11 protein-coding genes are annotated in these 16,041 nt (G+C 54.6%); 8 read left to right on the top strand and 3 right to left on the bottom strand.

What is annotated here, in order from left to right:
* The 6 genes from ACOI1H_RS18465 to ACOI1H_RS18440 form a co-directional block, all read left to right on the top strand.
* The coding region (locus tag ACOI1H_RS18465; protein ID WP_422439302.1) for an ATP-dependent helicase at positions 1–1,253 on the top strand (1,253 nt) is incomplete at its 5' end.
* Positions 1,254–2,029: 776 nt separating this feature from the next.
* Positions 2,030–3,091 (top strand): replication initiator protein A, encoded by a 1,062-nt coding sequence (locus ACOI1H_RS18460; protein ID WP_422439301.1) that lies wholly within the window; start codon positions 2,030–2,032, stop codon positions 3,089–3,091.
* A gap of 162 nt (positions 3,092–3,253) precedes the next feature.
* Positions 3,254–4,297, top strand: coding sequence for a helix-turn-helix domain-containing protein (locus ACOI1H_RS18455; RefSeq protein WP_422439300.1), 1,044 nt, complete (start codon positions 3,254–3,256; stop codon positions 4,295–4,297).
* Between the two features lie 379 nt (positions 4,298–4,676).
* Complete coding sequence (locus tag ACOI1H_RS18450; RefSeq protein WP_422439299.1) at positions 4,677–6,110, top strand: ParA family protein; 1,434 nt, start codon at positions 4,677–4,679, stop codon at positions 6,108–6,110.
* Positions 6,107–7,120, top strand: coding sequence for a ParB/RepB/Spo0J family partition protein (locus ACOI1H_RS18445; protein WP_422439298.1), 1,014 nt, complete (start codon positions 6,107–6,109; stop codon positions 7,118–7,120). The genes ACOI1H_RS18450 and ACOI1H_RS18445 overlap by 4 nt, the downstream gene beginning before the upstream one ends.
* Before the next feature lie 3,031 nt (positions 7,121–10,151).
* Entirely contained in the window at positions 10,152–11,357 is a 1,206-nt protein-coding gene (locus tag ACOI1H_RS18440) for a hypothetical protein (protein WP_422439297.1), read from the top strand.
* Positions 11,358–11,439: 82 nt separating this feature from the next.
* Here ACOI1H_RS18440 and ACOI1H_RS18435 read toward each other — a convergent pair whose 3' ends face one another.
* Both ACOI1H_RS18435 and ACOI1H_RS18430 read right to left on the bottom strand, forming a co-directional pair.
* Positions 11,440–11,736 carry an HU family DNA-binding protein gene (locus tag ACOI1H_RS18435; RefSeq protein ID WP_422439296.1) on the bottom strand — a complete coding sequence of 99 codons (297 nt, stop codon included), beginning with the start codon at positions 11,734–11,736 and terminating at the stop codon, positions 11,440–11,442.
* A 122-nt stretch (positions 11,737–11,858) separates the two neighbouring features.
* Positions 11,859–12,050, bottom strand: a complete 192-nt coding sequence (locus ACOI1H_RS18430) for a hypothetical protein (RefSeq protein WP_422439295.1) — start codon at positions 12,048–12,050, stop codon at positions 11,859–11,861.
* Between ACOI1H_RS18430 and ACOI1H_RS18425 the strand changes: the two genes are divergently transcribed.
* Positions 12,049–12,687: an alpha/beta hydrolase gene (locus ACOI1H_RS18425; protein ID WP_422439294.1), complete on the top strand. Its 639-nt coding sequence runs from the start codon at positions 12,049–12,051 to the stop codon at positions 12,685–12,687. The genes ACOI1H_RS18430 and ACOI1H_RS18425 overlap by 2 nt on opposite strands.
* Here the strand turns inward: ACOI1H_RS18425 and ACOI1H_RS18420 are convergent.
* Entirely contained in the window at positions 12,684–13,289 is a 606-nt protein-coding gene (locus ACOI1H_RS18420) for a tyrosine-type recombinase/integrase (protein WP_422439293.1), read from the bottom strand. The genes ACOI1H_RS18425 and ACOI1H_RS18420 overlap by 4 nt on opposite strands.
* A 1,077-nt stretch (positions 13,290–14,366) precedes the next feature.
* Between ACOI1H_RS18420 and ACOI1H_RS18415 the strand changes: the two genes are divergently transcribed.
* A partial coding sequence (locus tag ACOI1H_RS18415; RefSeq protein WP_422439292.1) for a BspA family leucine-rich repeat surface protein occupies positions 14,367–16,041 on the top strand: 1,675 nt, incomplete at its 3' end.

The following is a 16,041-nucleotide window of genomic DNA, read 5'->3' as shown; positions in this document are numbered from 1 at the left end:
TGGCGCGCGATCACCGCAACATCTGCGTCGTCGGAGATACCGACCAGTCGATCTACGAATGGCGGAACGCACGCCCCGAGATCATGATGAACTTCCCCCAGGTCTGGACCGGTTGCGCCCAAGTGACGATCGACACGAACTATCGCTCGACGCAGGAGATCCTCGATGTCGCCAACGCCGTCGTCACGCCGCTCCGGCGCAAGGATAAGCTGGACAAGATGCTGACGAGTCCGCGGAACGGTGATCATCCGTCCCACTTCCTACGCTACTACGACCAGGGTCGCGACGAGGCCGACGAAATCGCGTCACTCGTGGCATCAAAGATCGACCGCGGTGAAGTCCCCGCCGAGATCGCAATTCTGTGTCGCTCTGGCATGATCATCACCGGCATCGAGCGCGCGCTGCGCGAACGCGGTGTCCGCTACGTCGTGGCAGGGGCGATGAAGTTCACCGAGCGCGAAGAGATCAAGGACGCTATCGCGTGGCTAACGATCGCGACGAACCCCATGGACTACGTCCACTTCAGCAGGATCGCATCCAAGCCGTCGCGTGGCCTGGGTCCGCAAAAGATCGGCGACCTGCGGCGGGTGATGATGTCTGATCAGTGCACCATACGTGATGCAGCAGCTGTGCTTGCGACCCGCTGCAAGAAAGGCTCGGCTGCTTTCCGGACCTACAAGGATCTCGTCGAGATCCTCGATACCATCGAGAGCATCCTGCAAAATGGCTCTACCGCCGGCGCCATCCTCGACGATATCCTCGACGAGACCGGCTACTGGGAATGGCGTCGCGAGAACGATCAGGACCCGCAATACGAACTGCGACTGGAAAACCTCAAGGAGATCGTCGAGGAGGCAGGCGCTTATACGACACCGATGGAATTCCTCGAAATAATCTCGCTTCAAGCGGGAGCAGACAAGGGGTGGGGAGACGACAGTGTGGTCATCTCAACGGTCCACGCTTCCAAAGGTCTCGAGTTCAACTGCGTCTTCTGCCCTGCGATGGAAGAAGGCGTGTTTCCAAATGCACGCTCTGAGAAGACGAGCTACGGACCTGACGAGGAGCGCCGTCTGGCTCACGTGGCCTTTACACGCCCACGCCAGGAGCTGCACATCTCCTACGCGGGATACCGGATGGGCACGCAAAGCGCGGGACAACCCTCACGCTACCTGTCCGAGGCAGGTTTGCTCGGTCGGCCGACAGCCTTCGTCGACCCGCGGGCACCACGCAAACTGCGCGCACGCAAGTTCTGAACAATTACGATCGGCCCCGGCGACGCGTGTCGCCGGGGCTATTTTCATGAGACAATATCAAAAGACCTCAGACGCGAAGTTGCACAATGCCCTATGCAACTTCGAAGAGGTGGCGCGATCTACTGCGAGGTTGCACAATGCCCTTTGCAACTTCAGTGGATGCCATTCGCTAGGGTGAAGTTGCACAATGCCCTATGCAACTTCGGCCGCCAGTAGGCATTACATACCGTGGCTACGCATTAATTTCTTTAGCATCACGTGACTGCATATACTGCAAGAGGGCGCATCGACCATAAGGCGCAGACCCTCAACGCACCGATGGACGGTGCCACATGTAGTGATGTCGCAACGCATATGGGTCGAAATCTTGCGAAGTTGCGTAATGCCCTATCCATGCAACTCCAAGGAACAGGCTTTCTTGTGGTCGAAGTTGCACAATGCCCCCTGCAACTTCAAACTGTTCCCGCAAATCGATTCTCACAGAAGCGAGAGATTCGCGTCGAGTAAACCACTTCGACGCGCCTCAGGTTGCACGGCGCCCAGTCAACACATTAGCACTCTTAACGTGACAACAGCATGAAAATTGACGCAGGGCACAACTCCAAAAACCATCTAATATTTTGAAATATAACGTTTCTTAGCAACATAAGCGTCTTTTTCTAAGAAGGACGACAACATGTTTTATGCAGATTTAGAGTTTTCCTATTGCCGAAAGGTAGGTGGTTACGTTCTTCTTGTGTGCAACGAACCAAAAAACAGTCGGAACAGGCAGTAAGATGACGACCACGGGCACAACATCAAAACAGCGGGAACAGGCTACAAGAAAGACAGGCAGTCAGTCTGGCCAGCCGATCGTAGCCGGAGTCCGCTCAGATCTCCACACAATGCTTCTGCCAATGTTCGCAGAACAGAACGAAATTCATGATCTTGAAACGGTCATAGACGGATGTCGCATCCGCATAAGATCGCACGATGCGGGTGTCCGCATTCCGACGTTCATGGATCAGAAGATCATGATGTTGTTGGCCGCCCACATCAGGGATGTCATCCAATCCGGTGGACAGCCAACGAGGCACATCAATATCGACCGCCGGGAAGTCATTGATCTGATTGGAGGAGGCGGTTCTACCGGTGGCTCAGATTACAGGCGCGTCACCGAGCGGCTCCAGCGCTTGCACAGCACCAAAATTACAGCTGAGACAGCCATCAGCGCTGACGTGTCACGACGCAGACATTTCAGTTGGATCGATGCGTTTGAAGAAGACATCCTGCATACAGACAAAGGCAAGGAAGTGATCGGTTTAAAGATCTCGCTTTCTGTGGACGCGTTCAGATGGATCACCCAAGGTGACGGCTTCGACATGACCAGGGAGCGCTTCAAAAGCATTACATCCGCCCAATCCTCTTGCTCGCGCATCTATGCGATCTGTCTGGCGAACCTCATCTACGCCAAGGGTGAAGATGTATACATTCAGATCGAAGATTTGCGTCTGCGTGTTCCCAGCGCCGACACCCTGAAAGGATTCAAGAAGCGCCCGCTCTCCAAGGCGATCGAACTGATTTCAGCCAGTCCGGACATGAGCAGGTATCTGTCTGTCAGCCTGGTTCGCAAAACCGAAGATGGCTTCATACCACTGGATGGCAGAGCCCCACTGGAAAGTGTCTACATACGCGTCTGCAAGGGTCCTGACGCCTTGCCAAGCATCAACAAGCTTCTTCCTCTATCAGAGACCGGTGGAGACACCCGATCATTGTCGGCTGCTGAATCACTTGTGGAGCTTCTAACAGACCGCGGGTCATCGGCATTCACTGACACGGAGATGGCTGACATGTCATAGGAAAAGCAAAGGCCCCGACCGGCGCCAACCGATCGAGGCCTTCAAACCAAGTCCACCCACGTCATCTGACGCTGTAGGCAAACACAGTCGGTATACTGTTCTGTTTAAGCCATCAGATGACCTCACGCAACGGTTTTTGACCGAATAAGAGGTTGTGACTCCATGTCATCGACAAATGTGCCGCCAGAAGGTGGCTTCGTGCGCGTTCCGCACGCCTGGATCTATTTGCCTATCACCCCGCCAGCAAAGGCGCTTCTTGTCGCCCTGTGTGCCTACGCCAACGACAAAGGGCAGAGCTGGTGCTCCTACGAACAGCTCGGCGACATACTCGGCCGATCAAGGGCATCGGTCACGTCGTACGTAGCCGAACTCAAGAAGGCAGGCCTGATCGGCTGCGACAGCCAAACGTTTGGCAATGGATACAACTACCGTGTCAAGATCACCCTCCTTGAATGGAAGAATCTCCTCGCGCACTGGTCTGGACTGACCGCGCGGAAAGCTGCCCGGAAGGCTACCAAGTCTGACGCATGCGCCGAAACCACGGCAGCACAGGAGGGCAATGAGGCCCCCTGCCCTACCACCCACCGCAACGCACGCCCCGCCCCTATCCCGAAGACTGATCAGAACGCACAGAAATCTGAACGCAGCGTTCAGGATGCTGAATGCAAGGACCCTTCGGGTCCAATAACTAAAATTCAACAAACCAAGACTCCCGGTTTGGTTTGGACAAATGCTGATGAAGCTGTCTGGAAGGAATTCAGATCCAACGACAGCGATCCTGTCGGCTCATTCGGGAAGCTTCCGCCAGAATCCCTGATGTCAAAAGTTCTGACGATAGCTGCACAGAGAGCAGACCAAGTGGGTCTCCTCGACGAAGGCGCAGCAATAGCCCAAGCGAAGCAAGTGGTGTCCGAATTCGTGCATCGCCGGCAGCTGAGCGCGGATGATGTGAGCGTAACGGCGGCAGCGAAAGCAATCGCTGCATTTGCAAAAACAAAGCCATCTATCGCCGCATCCATCGATGCTCTCGATACATCATGGCAGCCGCACTGGAAGCGCTTGTCTGGAGAATGGCAGATCACCCAGACCTGCAAGCCCCCTGCTGACGCTGTCCAGCCAGGTAAGGCAGACATGACGTTAGCGGGGTTGTTTCAAAAGCGCGCTTACATGGTCCGGGTGGCCACCAAGAGTCCTCGGTCTTTATAGCGTGAAAGCCTGTCTGTCTGTTATTCTCACCCGAAAAGCAGGATGCAGAGATTCCAATAAGATACAGATCATCACGGAAAGGAATGAGACCTCTACTTCCGTGGCTGAGTGATCCGCCAGAGGGGGTCAAAGCGCACAGATGCAGACGTCTGGTCGCCGCCAGCAGGTCTGACAAACTACAGAGTGACACAAGAGCAGGTTATTGGTCGGAAAAGGGGCTCGATCATTGGATTCCAGTGTTGCTGCAAACACATATGAAGTCAAAGACAACACATCTGGCCGGGTATCGTCTAAAAAATGTTGATTAACTCGCTCAAATCGGCAACGGTCCCGGCAGAGCCCCGATTAAGGGGCCATTTGGACCCATCCGGAGGCATGCATGAGCAATCCATTTAAAAGCATCCCAGACTTCATCGAGCAGTCCCAACGCTACGTAGAAGATGGCATGCACCGTGTTCGAATGAACACCACGCGGGCCAATCGTATTCTGAGGCGCCTTTCCAACGCAGAGGCGGCGGACATCCTGGGTTGTGACCGGAGCCATCTATATGGGCTCCTCAAGCACCCCGATGCCCCGGAAGGAGAAGTTAGAGGCCGCGAGAAGACTCTGTCTGTTGCGGACGTCATGAAGGTGCGCGCAATGGCCGCCGCCAGACCCAGCAGTCGCACGATAAGCTTGCCGTGGCGCAGTCCAGGCGATCCTCTGCCGGTCGTAACATTCAACAGTTTGAAGGGAGGCACCGGCAAGTCCTCGTCCAGCGCTCATTTCGCCCAATTTTGCGCGATCTACTACGGTCTCCGGGTCGGCGTCATTGACGCAGACCCGCAGTCTACCTGCTCTCTTTACTTCGTGGATGACGCCGTCGGCATCATCGACCCGGATGTTGATACGTTCACCAGCTTTATGGGTCTCCCTGAAGATGGGTCTCTTCGCCGCAGAATCAAACACAATGATCTGCGATTGAATAGTTTTTGGCAGCCGACACCTTGGCCGGGCATACGTCTAATTCCAGGGGGAGCGTCCATTCAGGTTGCCGACATCGCCCTTTACATGATGACACAATCCGAGGTCCCTGAAGACAAACAAATCTTCAGGATGTTGAGAGACGCTATCACAGCATGGGATAAGGCCTATCCGCCCAAGACTGCGCCTGAAGATCTGATGTTGTCAGACGGCAGTTTTGACAATGACGCCTACGAGCGTGCATTGACGGAGTGTGTCGATATCGTCGTGATCGATACCGCACCGTCACTCAGCCTGGCGCAAGTGAACGCGGTGATGGCCGCAGACACCCTGATCGTCCCTCAAACCATGAAGGGGTTCGACCTCTCAACCTTGCATACCTACCTCGGCAGCCTTGAAGAGTATCTCTATTTTCAAAACAAGTTGGCAAACCCGATCAAGTTCAAGCCAAATGGCTCGATGGTTCTCCCTACCCTCGTGAACACGCAGAACGACGTCGACGTAAAGACGATTGGAGAACTTTATACGCTGAATCAGGACTTCATTTCGCCTGTGTATTACCGCAGCAACGATGCCGCAGCCAACGCATTCATGAAGTTCCAGTCCGCTTACGAGTTCGTGCCTGACAAAGGGACACGCGCCGGCATCAAGAGCGTCATTGCCAATGCAAATGCCGTCAGTGAGCACATTCTTCACCGGGTGATACCCAACATGCAGGTCCGCGGCTTTGCCAACGCCTTCATTGATGAAAAATACCCTGATGGGGTCGTGCCACGGTGGACTGAATCGAAAAGTGAACCAGTCAGAGTCAAGGTTAAGGGAACTAAGGCGAAGGAGATCGCAGCATGAGTGATCCAGTGAAGAAGAGCCGCAGTGCGGCGGCATTCATGTCAGGAATGAATGGTGGAAAGGCAGATGCAGGCGATGAACCAGGTCGGGAGACGGCCCCTAAGGTTGTAGGAGCTTGGGCTGCTGAAGGCCGTGCTCGGCTGCGCGAGCGCTTCGAAGAGGTCGAAGAAGAAGCAAAGAAGGCGAATGAAGTCCAGTTCAGTGGTATCATCGACGGTCAGATCCCGATCCTCATCCCGACGCAAAAGATATCTGATATCGTTGGCACAGACAGAATCGTTGACACTGCCGACGGCGACGATGCTGACGGCTTCAAATCTCTCGTCAGCAACATAAGGCAACGTGGACAGCGCGTTCCAATTCGCGTTCGTCCAACTGATGTGGATTGGCGTCCCAACGCCGCAACGCCTCGCGACGTCACTCACGTAGAATTCGCTTTGCAATCAGGTCGTCGACGCCTTGCAGCGTGCAAGGAACTCGGGATCGACGTTTTGTGCTTCCTCTCCTTCAGCGAAGAAGGGAAAGAGCGCCTCGATGACCTTCATGAGCGGTTTTATGAGAACTCGGTTCGTAAGGATCTTACGCAGATCGAGCGTCTGTACTCGATTGGACTGATTTCACGAGAAACACCCGGAACCAGCCAAGCCCAGCTATCCGAGATTATCGGCGTCAACCGTTCAACCGTGAATCGCGGGTGTGGTGTCGTTGAATATTACAATGAGCTGGCAGAACTCCTCGACCTTGCCACCGCATCACGCGATGAAATCGACAAAGCTCTCAAACAACTGCGATCGGGCAACCGCAGCGAGCATCCTCTCGCAAAGAAGACTGCTAAGCATAGGAACTCGATCGTCAGCCAGCCCCTCCCCTTCCGCACTAAGCAGACCAGTGGGGGAACGCTATCGCTGTCACGGTCAAGTACGGGTGACATGATCCTGAAAATCAAGAGTAAGACGATCCCGGATGAAAAACTGGCAGAGATCCTTAGGATCATGGAGTCAGCAGGCTGAGTAATCCCACATGGTAACAAGAACGGCCGCCGCAAGGCGGCCTTTTTGTTTGGTGGCCACGAGACTATCGCAACATACTTCGATTGGAACACCCCTGCCCCCACCCCTTATGAGGCAATAGAAAAAGTCCCCCGGAGGGAGTGGGGTCCATTGCCATCCGGAACACAAAGCCCCATCGCCCAGTAAAAAAACGCAAGCGCTCATCTGGGCCTCTGAGGTGTCAGATTTCCGGCCGGAACACCCCCCCCTGCCCTGCACGCTTCATGACGACGCGACACACAGCCCCGGTCTGCCATAGAGCTGCCAAATCGTCGATCGGGACACCCCGAACCTCATGGCTCCAGAGTGACAGGATAAAGGCGATCATTTTAATCTCTGAGGTGCCGGATTTCCGGCCGGAACACCCTCCTGCTCTGCACGGTTCAATGAAGCACGATGCGACAGCCCAACCGGCAGCAGCGGCGCCAAGCTTCCGATCAGCTGGGACGCAAAGTTGCCAGATTTCCGGCCGGAACACCCTCCTGCCCGGCACGCTTCAAGAAAGCCCGATAAGCCAGCTCAATGGGCAGCAGCGGCACCAAAACTCCGCTGATCTGGGACGTAGAGGTGTCAGATTTCCGGCCGGAACACCCATGCCCTGCGTGCTTCATGCCGAAGCGACACGCAATGGTAGTCGGCCGCAGGGGTGCCGGATTTCCGACCGGAACACCCCAAACCGCATGCTTCCATGAAAAAAGGATAAATGCGCTCATCTGAGACATACGGGTGTCATATTTCCGGCCGGAACAGCCTCAATTAAATGCAAGCAACACAGAACAAAACAGGAACGCAATCTGATGGATGATGTCCAATAGTAGACACTGACAAGTGGCTCTAAGCCTAGTTTAGAGCCTGATTTTGAAATCTCATACACATCGCGATTTAGAGTCTAAAGCTAGCCTAGGGCGTTAGTTTTTTTTGCGGAGGCTTGGTGCAGTAATCAGCCTTCAAAGCATTCGGCTGGTACACATATTCCGCTTGAAATTGGCAATCCAAAGGTGCGGCACGCATGCCAACCTGATCGTGCAATACAAGCGCTTAATAGTCGGTATCCTTCGAACAAACCTACAGTCACCTAAAGCAACATAAACGACAACAAACAGGGTAACGGAAATGGATTCTAAGCCGGTTCCTTTCCGCTCGTCCCGCCCATCCAGGCTGTCGGCTGGACGGAGTTGCAGCTTGAATAATGAGTCAGGACTTCAAAATTTAAAACCGCGGTGAAGCATAGTCGTGCAGTTGTGGCCATGGTTTGCTCGCAGTAAGACTATCGATCTACCCAAGTCCGCAAAAGTAAGTCCAACAAAGGGCCGCATAGATCTTTTTTCAGCACCCGTATTCGCGCCGCTAAGCTGTTCCGTCTAAGATTTTAATCGCACCGGTCTTGCTCCGTGGGCGATTGCTGAGCGACTGTTTCGGCACTTCGGGCTCCTAGCTCCGACCTATTCCGGCTGGAAAGCTGGAGCCTCGCCGGCATTCTGCGGATACCCTACGCAGGCTGAAGATGCGTCTGCCGCACCACCGGATGTTTACGCAGACCTCCTGACATTGATTGCAATGAACGCTCGGGAGGAGGATGGACGAGATGGGGGGCGGCTGGAAATCGGGCACAAAAACACATGAGCTGCTATCGAGATGGCTACCGTTGACAGCACCATACCGCCGTACGATTTGACCTGTCATGGCTGAGAATCTGGAGCCTAGCCCACATTCTGCGGACATCCTGCACAGGCTGAAGGCAGGCCTGCCGCAACACCGGTTGTTTAGCGAAAGATTTCGGCCTTTATTGCATTAAGCGATCGGGAGGACAGAGGAGGATAGGGTGTTCCGGCCGGAAATCTGGCACCAAAAAATCTCAGGTGCTGTTGAGATGGCTTGCGTCGACACCGTCATTCATTGTCACGATCTGCTGTGTTCCGGCCGGAACTTTGAAGCCTCGCCGGCTTTTCCGCGAACTCCTGCCATTGATTGCAATGAGCGCTCGGGAAGGGAGGGAGGAAGAGGGGGAGGGTGTTCCGGCCGGAAATCCGGCACCTAAATACTTGACGCGCTATCGAGATGGTCTGCGTCGACACGGCCGTCCAGCTTTGCGATCTAACCTGTTCCGGCCGGAAATCTGGAGCCTTGCGGCCGTTCTGCGGGTGTCATGTGCGGGCTGGGGGCGGGCCTGCCGCATCGTGGGCTGATCGTCAATCGCAATGCATTGGTTGAAACGAGCGCATGTGCGGGCGACCGGAAATCTGCTCAGCCGCCACCATGGTCTCAGATAGAATTGATGGGCTTAGGATGGCGTCGGTTGCTCGTCCTCACTGGTGGAATCACCTGTTCCGGATGGAAGCTTGGCCAGTGCTCTTTGCTGAGATGTCAGACTTTATGTGAGGTGATAAATTGTATGATGGAGTAGCAGCATTCCATGCGGCATGATGGGTTTACCGAAAATGTAGAGTAAAAGTTCTACAAAAGACTTCGGGCAAGCCGCATCTGGCCAATATCAATTTCAGCAAGAGGAATACGACATTGATCATAGCACTTCAGCCCAAACAGCCAGCAGCGGAGCAACTTTCAGCTCTCTGTGTCGCCATTCGAAAATTACGGAGAGGTGAGGGGCCGCCTAATGAGGCTTTCCTTGCTGAGGCACTTAACTTGACAGAGACGTCCCATGGACATCAGACAGCGACATACGTCCTTTTGCCGGGGGCGACAGATAACGAAGGTGGCTTGGCAACCTACCGCCTCTTGAAGTCGGATTATCCGGCAGTGTTAGATCTGATGTGCATGGCAGCAGACCAAGGGGCAAGAGAAGTCACAATCGAAGTCGGGACCTTGAATCGCCGCGACCAAGTGCAGTATTCACACCACAATCTCCTCCAGATTGTTCCAAGAATCATCGCAGGGTTCCGCGGTTACGAACGAGGAACCTGAAGGGGAATATTGCGACACCCTTCCAGTTGAGAGGGTCAATCGTGAACCCTCTCAACTGGACGGATGTAGCATGAAGCAAGCAATTTTCTCGATCGCGCTGATGATCTCAGCAACAACGGCACCAGCGCAGCAGGTGCTGACAGACGCACAGGTTGAGCAAGGATATGGCCAAGCTATCCAAGCCCGGATGGAATATAGGCCAGTCGACGCGGAAGTTATCCTGACTGTGCTAAGCAACGCCCGTCCGAACGCGCAACAGATCCTCTTCGACCTCGGGGTATCCCAGGCAGAACAGGGTAAGTGTGGTGAAGCGTCAAGGACATTTGGTCGAGGAGAAGATCTGGCGCAAACGCCAAGTTTTGCGCGCGCCGTTGAAACTGCTATGGCGGATCTTTGTCCAAGACTCGCGCCATGGGAGTTCAACGCCGGCCTGAATATCGACTACGACACCAACGCAAACCTTGGTGCCGGACGTAAGGAGATCATTATCAACGGGCTGCCGTTCATCCTCACGGACGAAACAGTGGCGCAAAGCGGATACGGATACACCGCTTCTGCTGGTGCAGCGTACAACTTCAGTATCACTCCCCAGAGCTACATCGTGCCGACGTTCAGCGCTTCCTTGGGGGACCGGGAAGGATCAGACTTCGATCGATTGACGCTTCAAACTGGCGTCTCGTATCGACATCGCGGTGATTTCGTCGACTGGCGCGTTGGCCCAACGCTTCAGTGGACAATCGACCACGATGGTTCGTCTGAGAAGGGCAGGGGGATCGCAGCCAGCGCTGACTGGACGATCGATCAAAGGTCAGGAGTTTACTTCTCCGGATCATTCACGAAAGTCTCGAATGATCGCGCGGGCGAGCAAGATCATGACGACACATATCTTACAGCACGGTATGTGCGTGCCGTTGGGGAGAAGGGCATGGTGGCTCGCGTAGGACTGAGCTTTAGTAAGCTCGATCACAAGAACGACCTCCAGGACTTCAGTTCAAAATCGGCATTTGCCGGACTGTCAGGCCCACTGAACAACGCGCTTGGCTTTGATATCGAAGCAGCAACGTCAGTCGGGGATGGTGAAATCATTCATCCTGTCTTCGGAGTAGTTCGCCACGATAACGTCGCAACCCTAACGGGCCGAATCTCATTCGCAGAATTGGATGGATGGTATGGACGACCTTATGTGGGCCTGACCCAATCCTGGTCGCAGTCAAGCATAGACATCAAGGATTACTCCAGGACTGCAATTACGTTCGGTATCACGCGCCAGTTCTGAATTTCAAAACAGACCTGGAGCAGCTCCCGCCGAGCCGCTCCAGGCCATTATCCACGGTCACCCGACCCTTGACCGTGGAATCTCAATCTCCGTTGCCGAGACGCTCACGCATCTGCTTGGAAATGTTTATCTTGAGCGCAGTGTCGCCATGGCTAACATCTTCGCTGAGGGTTCTTGGATTGAAATAGCGCCGCGGCGGGCGCGTCGCTACCGATACGGAACCAATTTCTGCAATATGAAATCTGCCACGCTTGGCGAGCTCTGAGGCCACAGCCTCCAGAACAGTTCGCACAATGCGTTCCGCATCTATCTTCGATACGCCCTGGTCTCCTGCAACCTGCGTAATAACCGCTTTACGCGGCATATCTTGTTCCGCCATCTCGAACCGTTCTGCTTTTTTGTTATATGGTTCTGCCTTCCGTTTGATTTAGGACTCAAAAAACTATTCCAAAAACCAAAAATGAGAGAAGGGGTCAAATCCCTAAGCTGATCGATTATCGGTCATTCAGCCAAAGTCATATATCTCAAATGACAATGCAAACCGTCAAAGAGAATACTAAAAATGACGATCTCACGCATGCCCTGCGCCACTATCGCCATGGCCGTTGCAACTCTCTTGCCATCATCCAGCAACGCTGATTGCGTTCTGCTCATCCACGGTCTGGCCAGGACATCGAAATCGATGTTGGTCATGGCCGCAGCACTTGAAAATCGAGGTCACGAGGCTGTCTTCCTCGATTATCCCTCAACCGAAGCAGACATCGTCCAGTTGACTGACGCGATCATGCCAGTCGGGGTCAAGGCATGTGCCGGCAAGCCAACAAGTGTGGTAGCGCATTCCATGGGTGGATTGATCCTGCGAACTTGGCTGCGTGACCATGAAATCCCGAACATCCACCGGGTCGTAATGCTTGGCACGCCAAACCAAGGCAGTGACCTCGCGGATGCGCTTGGCGACATCGATCTTTATCATTGGATAAACGGACCAGCAGGAGCAGATCTGATGACAGGCCCCGACGGTATCGCATCAGGACTACCACCCGCGAATTTTGAACTCGGCGTCATAGCTGGCGACCTGTCGCTGAACCCGGTCTTCTCGAGCCTTGTCGACGGTCCAGACGACGGAAAGGTGTCGGTGGCATCGACACGCCTCAACGGCATGAAAGATCATATCGTCATGCATACGACACATACTTTCATGATGAATAATCCACTAGTCATTGCAGAAACGGCCCACTTCATTGAGCGCGGCACATTTAATCACGACATGGGCATAACGGACGCAGCCGAGAGTATCATCAAGCCTGACCTCGATAGGGCAGGGGGCTAGTCCAGCAGACGAGCTGCACGGCCAGAGAGACGATCAAACGCCTTGAAGTAGGATGCCGCTTGGTTGACAGACTTGTGGCCTGACTGGCTCATAGCTTCCGGCAGACTCAACCCTTGCAGGAAGGCCTCTGTGAGATAACCAGACCTAAGGCCATGTGCCGAGTAAGAGGCAGCATCAAACCCAGCATCACCAAGTCGCTTCTTGACGATCCTGTTCACGGTCTGCGGGCTGAGTGGTGCCTGCCCAACAGAACCCCACCGGTCTACTGGCCTGAATATCGGGCCAGCACTGATCTCGGCTGCAACCAGCCATGCATCGAGGTCCGCCACGGCACGACCGATCACAGCCACCTGCAAGTCATCCTGGGCATCCGTGGTCTTCGTCCGACCTAGATGCAAGAAGACGGCCGGCGCGCTACCTCCAGCTCCGTCCTGTCCGGTCCATATTCGGCGCTCGATATCGGCGCAGTCCAAGGAAGTGAGTTCGCTCCTGCGCCTGCCGCCGGACGCGAACCCCAAGGACAGAACAGATCTGTCGCGTAGAGCTGCAAGGTGTACCGCCGACAAGTCGCCGTGATCAAAGCTGTCTAGCGAGATGATCATGTCGTCAAGGTGTCCGAGAACAGCCTCCAGCACACTTCCCACAACCGCCTCACGGCTCTTGCGACGGCGACCACGAGGGGATGCACGGATCGACAGGCGAACTGCCTTGCGCAGGGCAGGGGACTTAAAGGGGCCTTCCAGGTCGCGCCACTGGTGCAACGTTGACCAAGACGACAGGCGCCGCCTCACGGTCGCTGGAGCATGAGGACCTGATGATCGCAGGAGGCCCAATGCCACTAGATCTTGACGGACTTGCCCTGGCATCCCGTGACTAGGATTGCGTGAATGCGCGTCAACGTCCCACAGATGGTGCGCCACGAACTTCAATACGAGATCGAGAGGCACGGGCCAAGGGAGCTCCGCGCCTGTGGCGGACTTGGACCAGGCCTCAAGATACCCAAGGTCCGAACTCAGGGCACGCAGGGTGTTCATGCCCATCCCGGTCTCAGCAAGATGCCGCAGCGTAGCGACATCGTCGTCAGTGAGCAGTCCCGCCAGCTGTGTCGCGCGCGCTTCGGGGATGATCGACCTCAGGGCATCAAGCTCGCCGGCACGCGTCCCCCATGCAACTGGATCAACGCCATATGGCGGTAGGGCAGGGGGCTTTTGTGGCATCAAAGGGTCCTTTCGGACCCTCAATCTGCCCCAAGCTGCGATTTTTTGCAATCACTAACGATAATAGGCAATTATCAATAGTCTCAACATTGTCGTTGGAATGCTTATATGACGGAAATATAAGCCTGATTCATTTCCTTGACTTAGCGTAAGTATGTGTTTTTGTAAGATGTATATTCTCAATACGACTGATGCCTATGAGCCAATTGAGAGCAAATCTTTATCCGGAACACAGGGGATGGCCGCGCAGAGGGATACCACCCGAAGCGCCCTCAGATCGCCTCAAGGCTGCGCGCTTGATAGGGAGACACGAGCACAGCCGAATTTTAAGATAATGGCTGGCTATTTTTCGTCACGCGCCGCGAAAAGCTTTCCGGATTTTTTCCAACGAGGAGCAAGGGGACTATTTCCCGGTCACACGGGTCTGCGGTCAGGCCAGTATTTGGATTGAGGATTCCTGTGATGAAAAACCTGTTGAAAATGCTCGCGACTTATCTGCGTTCCAAGAAGGGTTTTGGGCAGCGCGGCGCATCGCTTCTGAGCTACAGCATCATCGTCGGTCTCATCGCGCTGACATCAGTAGCCGCAGTCACAATCAGCGGTGCCAAGGTGCAGCAGGCATACTGTCGTGTGAACGAGGTCATCTCGCGGGATGTCTTCGGCAGCCCCGGCCCGTTTATTTGCCTTGGCGAGGAGGCTGTGGTTGTTCCAATCGATCCCGACTATAATGGTGATTCACAAGTCATCAATATCCCAGAGGTTTACGAGCCCAAAGATCCAAATCTCGTCCTTGTTTACGAAGGTCGGTCTGCCAGTTTCACGCTGACATCCAATGACAGCAATGGCGTGATTGAATGGGGTGACCAGAAGACATCGCCGGTCGTGGCGGGAAGTCGCAGTTATTCCCACACCTACACATCTGACGGTCCATGGACTGTCAATATTACGGGATCACACTCCGCGTTCCGGAACACAACCAAGGATACACTGACTAAGGTCGTCTCCTTCGGTGATGTTGGCCTTCAGTCGCTGAATTCCGCATTCAATGGCGTGACGCAACTTCAATCAATCGCAGCCCTCCCAGACACTGTCTTCGAAATGAGTTCGATCTTCAACAACGCGACTTCCGTGCCCAGTGACATCAGAAACTGGAACGTGAGCCGCGTGACAGACATGTCCAGCGCTTTTGCCAGGGCTGTAAATTTCGACGTCAACATCGCATTCTGGGACGTCTCCGGCGTCGAGGATATGTCGTCGATGTTTCTTGGCGCAAACGCGTTCAACACTGATATTTCAGATTGGGACACGAGTTCAGTCACAACACTGCAAAACACTTTCAACGAGGCATCAAGCTTCGATCGACCGATCGGCGAATGGGATGTCAGTCGCGTAACGAACTTCCAGGCGATGTTTTACAAGGCGGTCGCCTTCGATCAACCGCTGGCAGATTGGAATATCATCGCCGCGACCGACAAATCGAACTCTGCCTTCAGCTCGATGTTCTTTGGTGCCACTGCCTTCAACCAGCCGCTCAATGCCTGGGACATGAGTAAGGTAGAGACCTCGTATAACCCGCTGACCTCGATGTTCCGCGACACGCCGAGTTTCGAGCAAGAGCTTTCCACATGGTGCGTTCCACTGCACGAAACGGCTCCCAATTCATTTGGCCTCAACAGTGCAATGACGTCTCAGCCGATCTGGGGTAGCTGCGGTATTCCGCCATTCATCAACCCTATCATCCTGGAATACACCGGCGGCCAGAGCGTCACCATTACGGCCGTAGGCAACGGGGTCATCGATTGGGGTGATGGCGCCTATACACCAACGGCTCAGACCAGCACAGTTTCGCATATGCTTCCAGAAGGTGAGCGTATCCAGGTGCGGATCGCCGGGCCCATTACGCAGCTCAAAGCGACCGGCCCCGCGCTGATTTCCGTGGTCTCCTTTGGCGACTTCACCGGCACTAATCTCACATCGTCCTTCACAGGCACCGACAATCTGGAGTCCCTGGCAGCACTGCCGGCTTCCGTGACGAGCCTCAATAACACCTTCAGCGGCAGCAAGGGTATCCTGGCAGGTGTCGAAAACTGGGATACGTCACGTGTCACAACAATGGATAGCACCTTCTTGAATGCTA

Origin of the sequence: Loktanella sp. DJP18, from assembly GCF_049310965.1 — a bacterium.
Classification (GTDB): domain Bacteria; phylum Pseudomonadota; class Alphaproteobacteria; order Rhodobacterales; family Rhodobacteraceae; genus Loktanella.
This window is presented reverse-complemented; position numbering and strand designations above follow the sequence as displayed.

Excerpts from the sequence above, each read along its gene's own strand:
- ACOI1H_RS18460 (WP_422439301.1), top strand. The coding sequence starts at position 2,030 with ATGACGACCACGGGCACAACATCAAAACAGCGGGAACAGGCTACAAGA.
- ACOI1H_RS18455 (WP_422439300.1), top strand. The coding sequence starts at position 3,254 with ATGTCATCGACAAATGTGCCGCCAGAAGGTGGCTTCGTGCGCGTTCCG.
- ACOI1H_RS18450 (WP_422439299.1), top strand. The coding sequence starts at position 4,677 with ATGAGCAATCCATTTAAAAGCATCCCAGACTTCATCGAGCAGTCCCAA.
- ACOI1H_RS18445 (WP_422439298.1), top strand. The coding sequence starts at position 6,107 with ATGAGTGATCCAGTGAAGAAGAGCCGCAGTGCGGCGGCATTCATGTCA.
- ACOI1H_RS18440 (WP_422439297.1), top strand. The coding sequence starts at position 10,152 with ATGAAGCAAGCAATTTTCTCGATCGCGCTGATGATCTCAGCAACAACG.
- ACOI1H_RS18435 (WP_422439296.1), bottom strand. The coding sequence starts at position 11,736 with ATGGCGGAACAAGATATGCCGCGTAAAGCGGTTATTACGCAGGTTGCA.
- ACOI1H_RS18425 (WP_422439294.1), top strand. The coding sequence starts at position 12,049 with ATGGCCGCAGCACTTGAAAATCGAGGTCACGAGGCTGTCTTCCTCGAT.
- ACOI1H_RS18430 (WP_422439295.1), bottom strand. The coding sequence starts at position 12,050 with ATGACCAACATCGATTTCGATGTCCTGGCCAGACCGTGGATGAGCAGA.
- ACOI1H_RS18420 (WP_422439293.1), bottom strand. The coding sequence starts at position 13,289 with ATGATCATCTCGCTAGACAGCTTTGATCACGGCGACTTGTCGGCGGTA.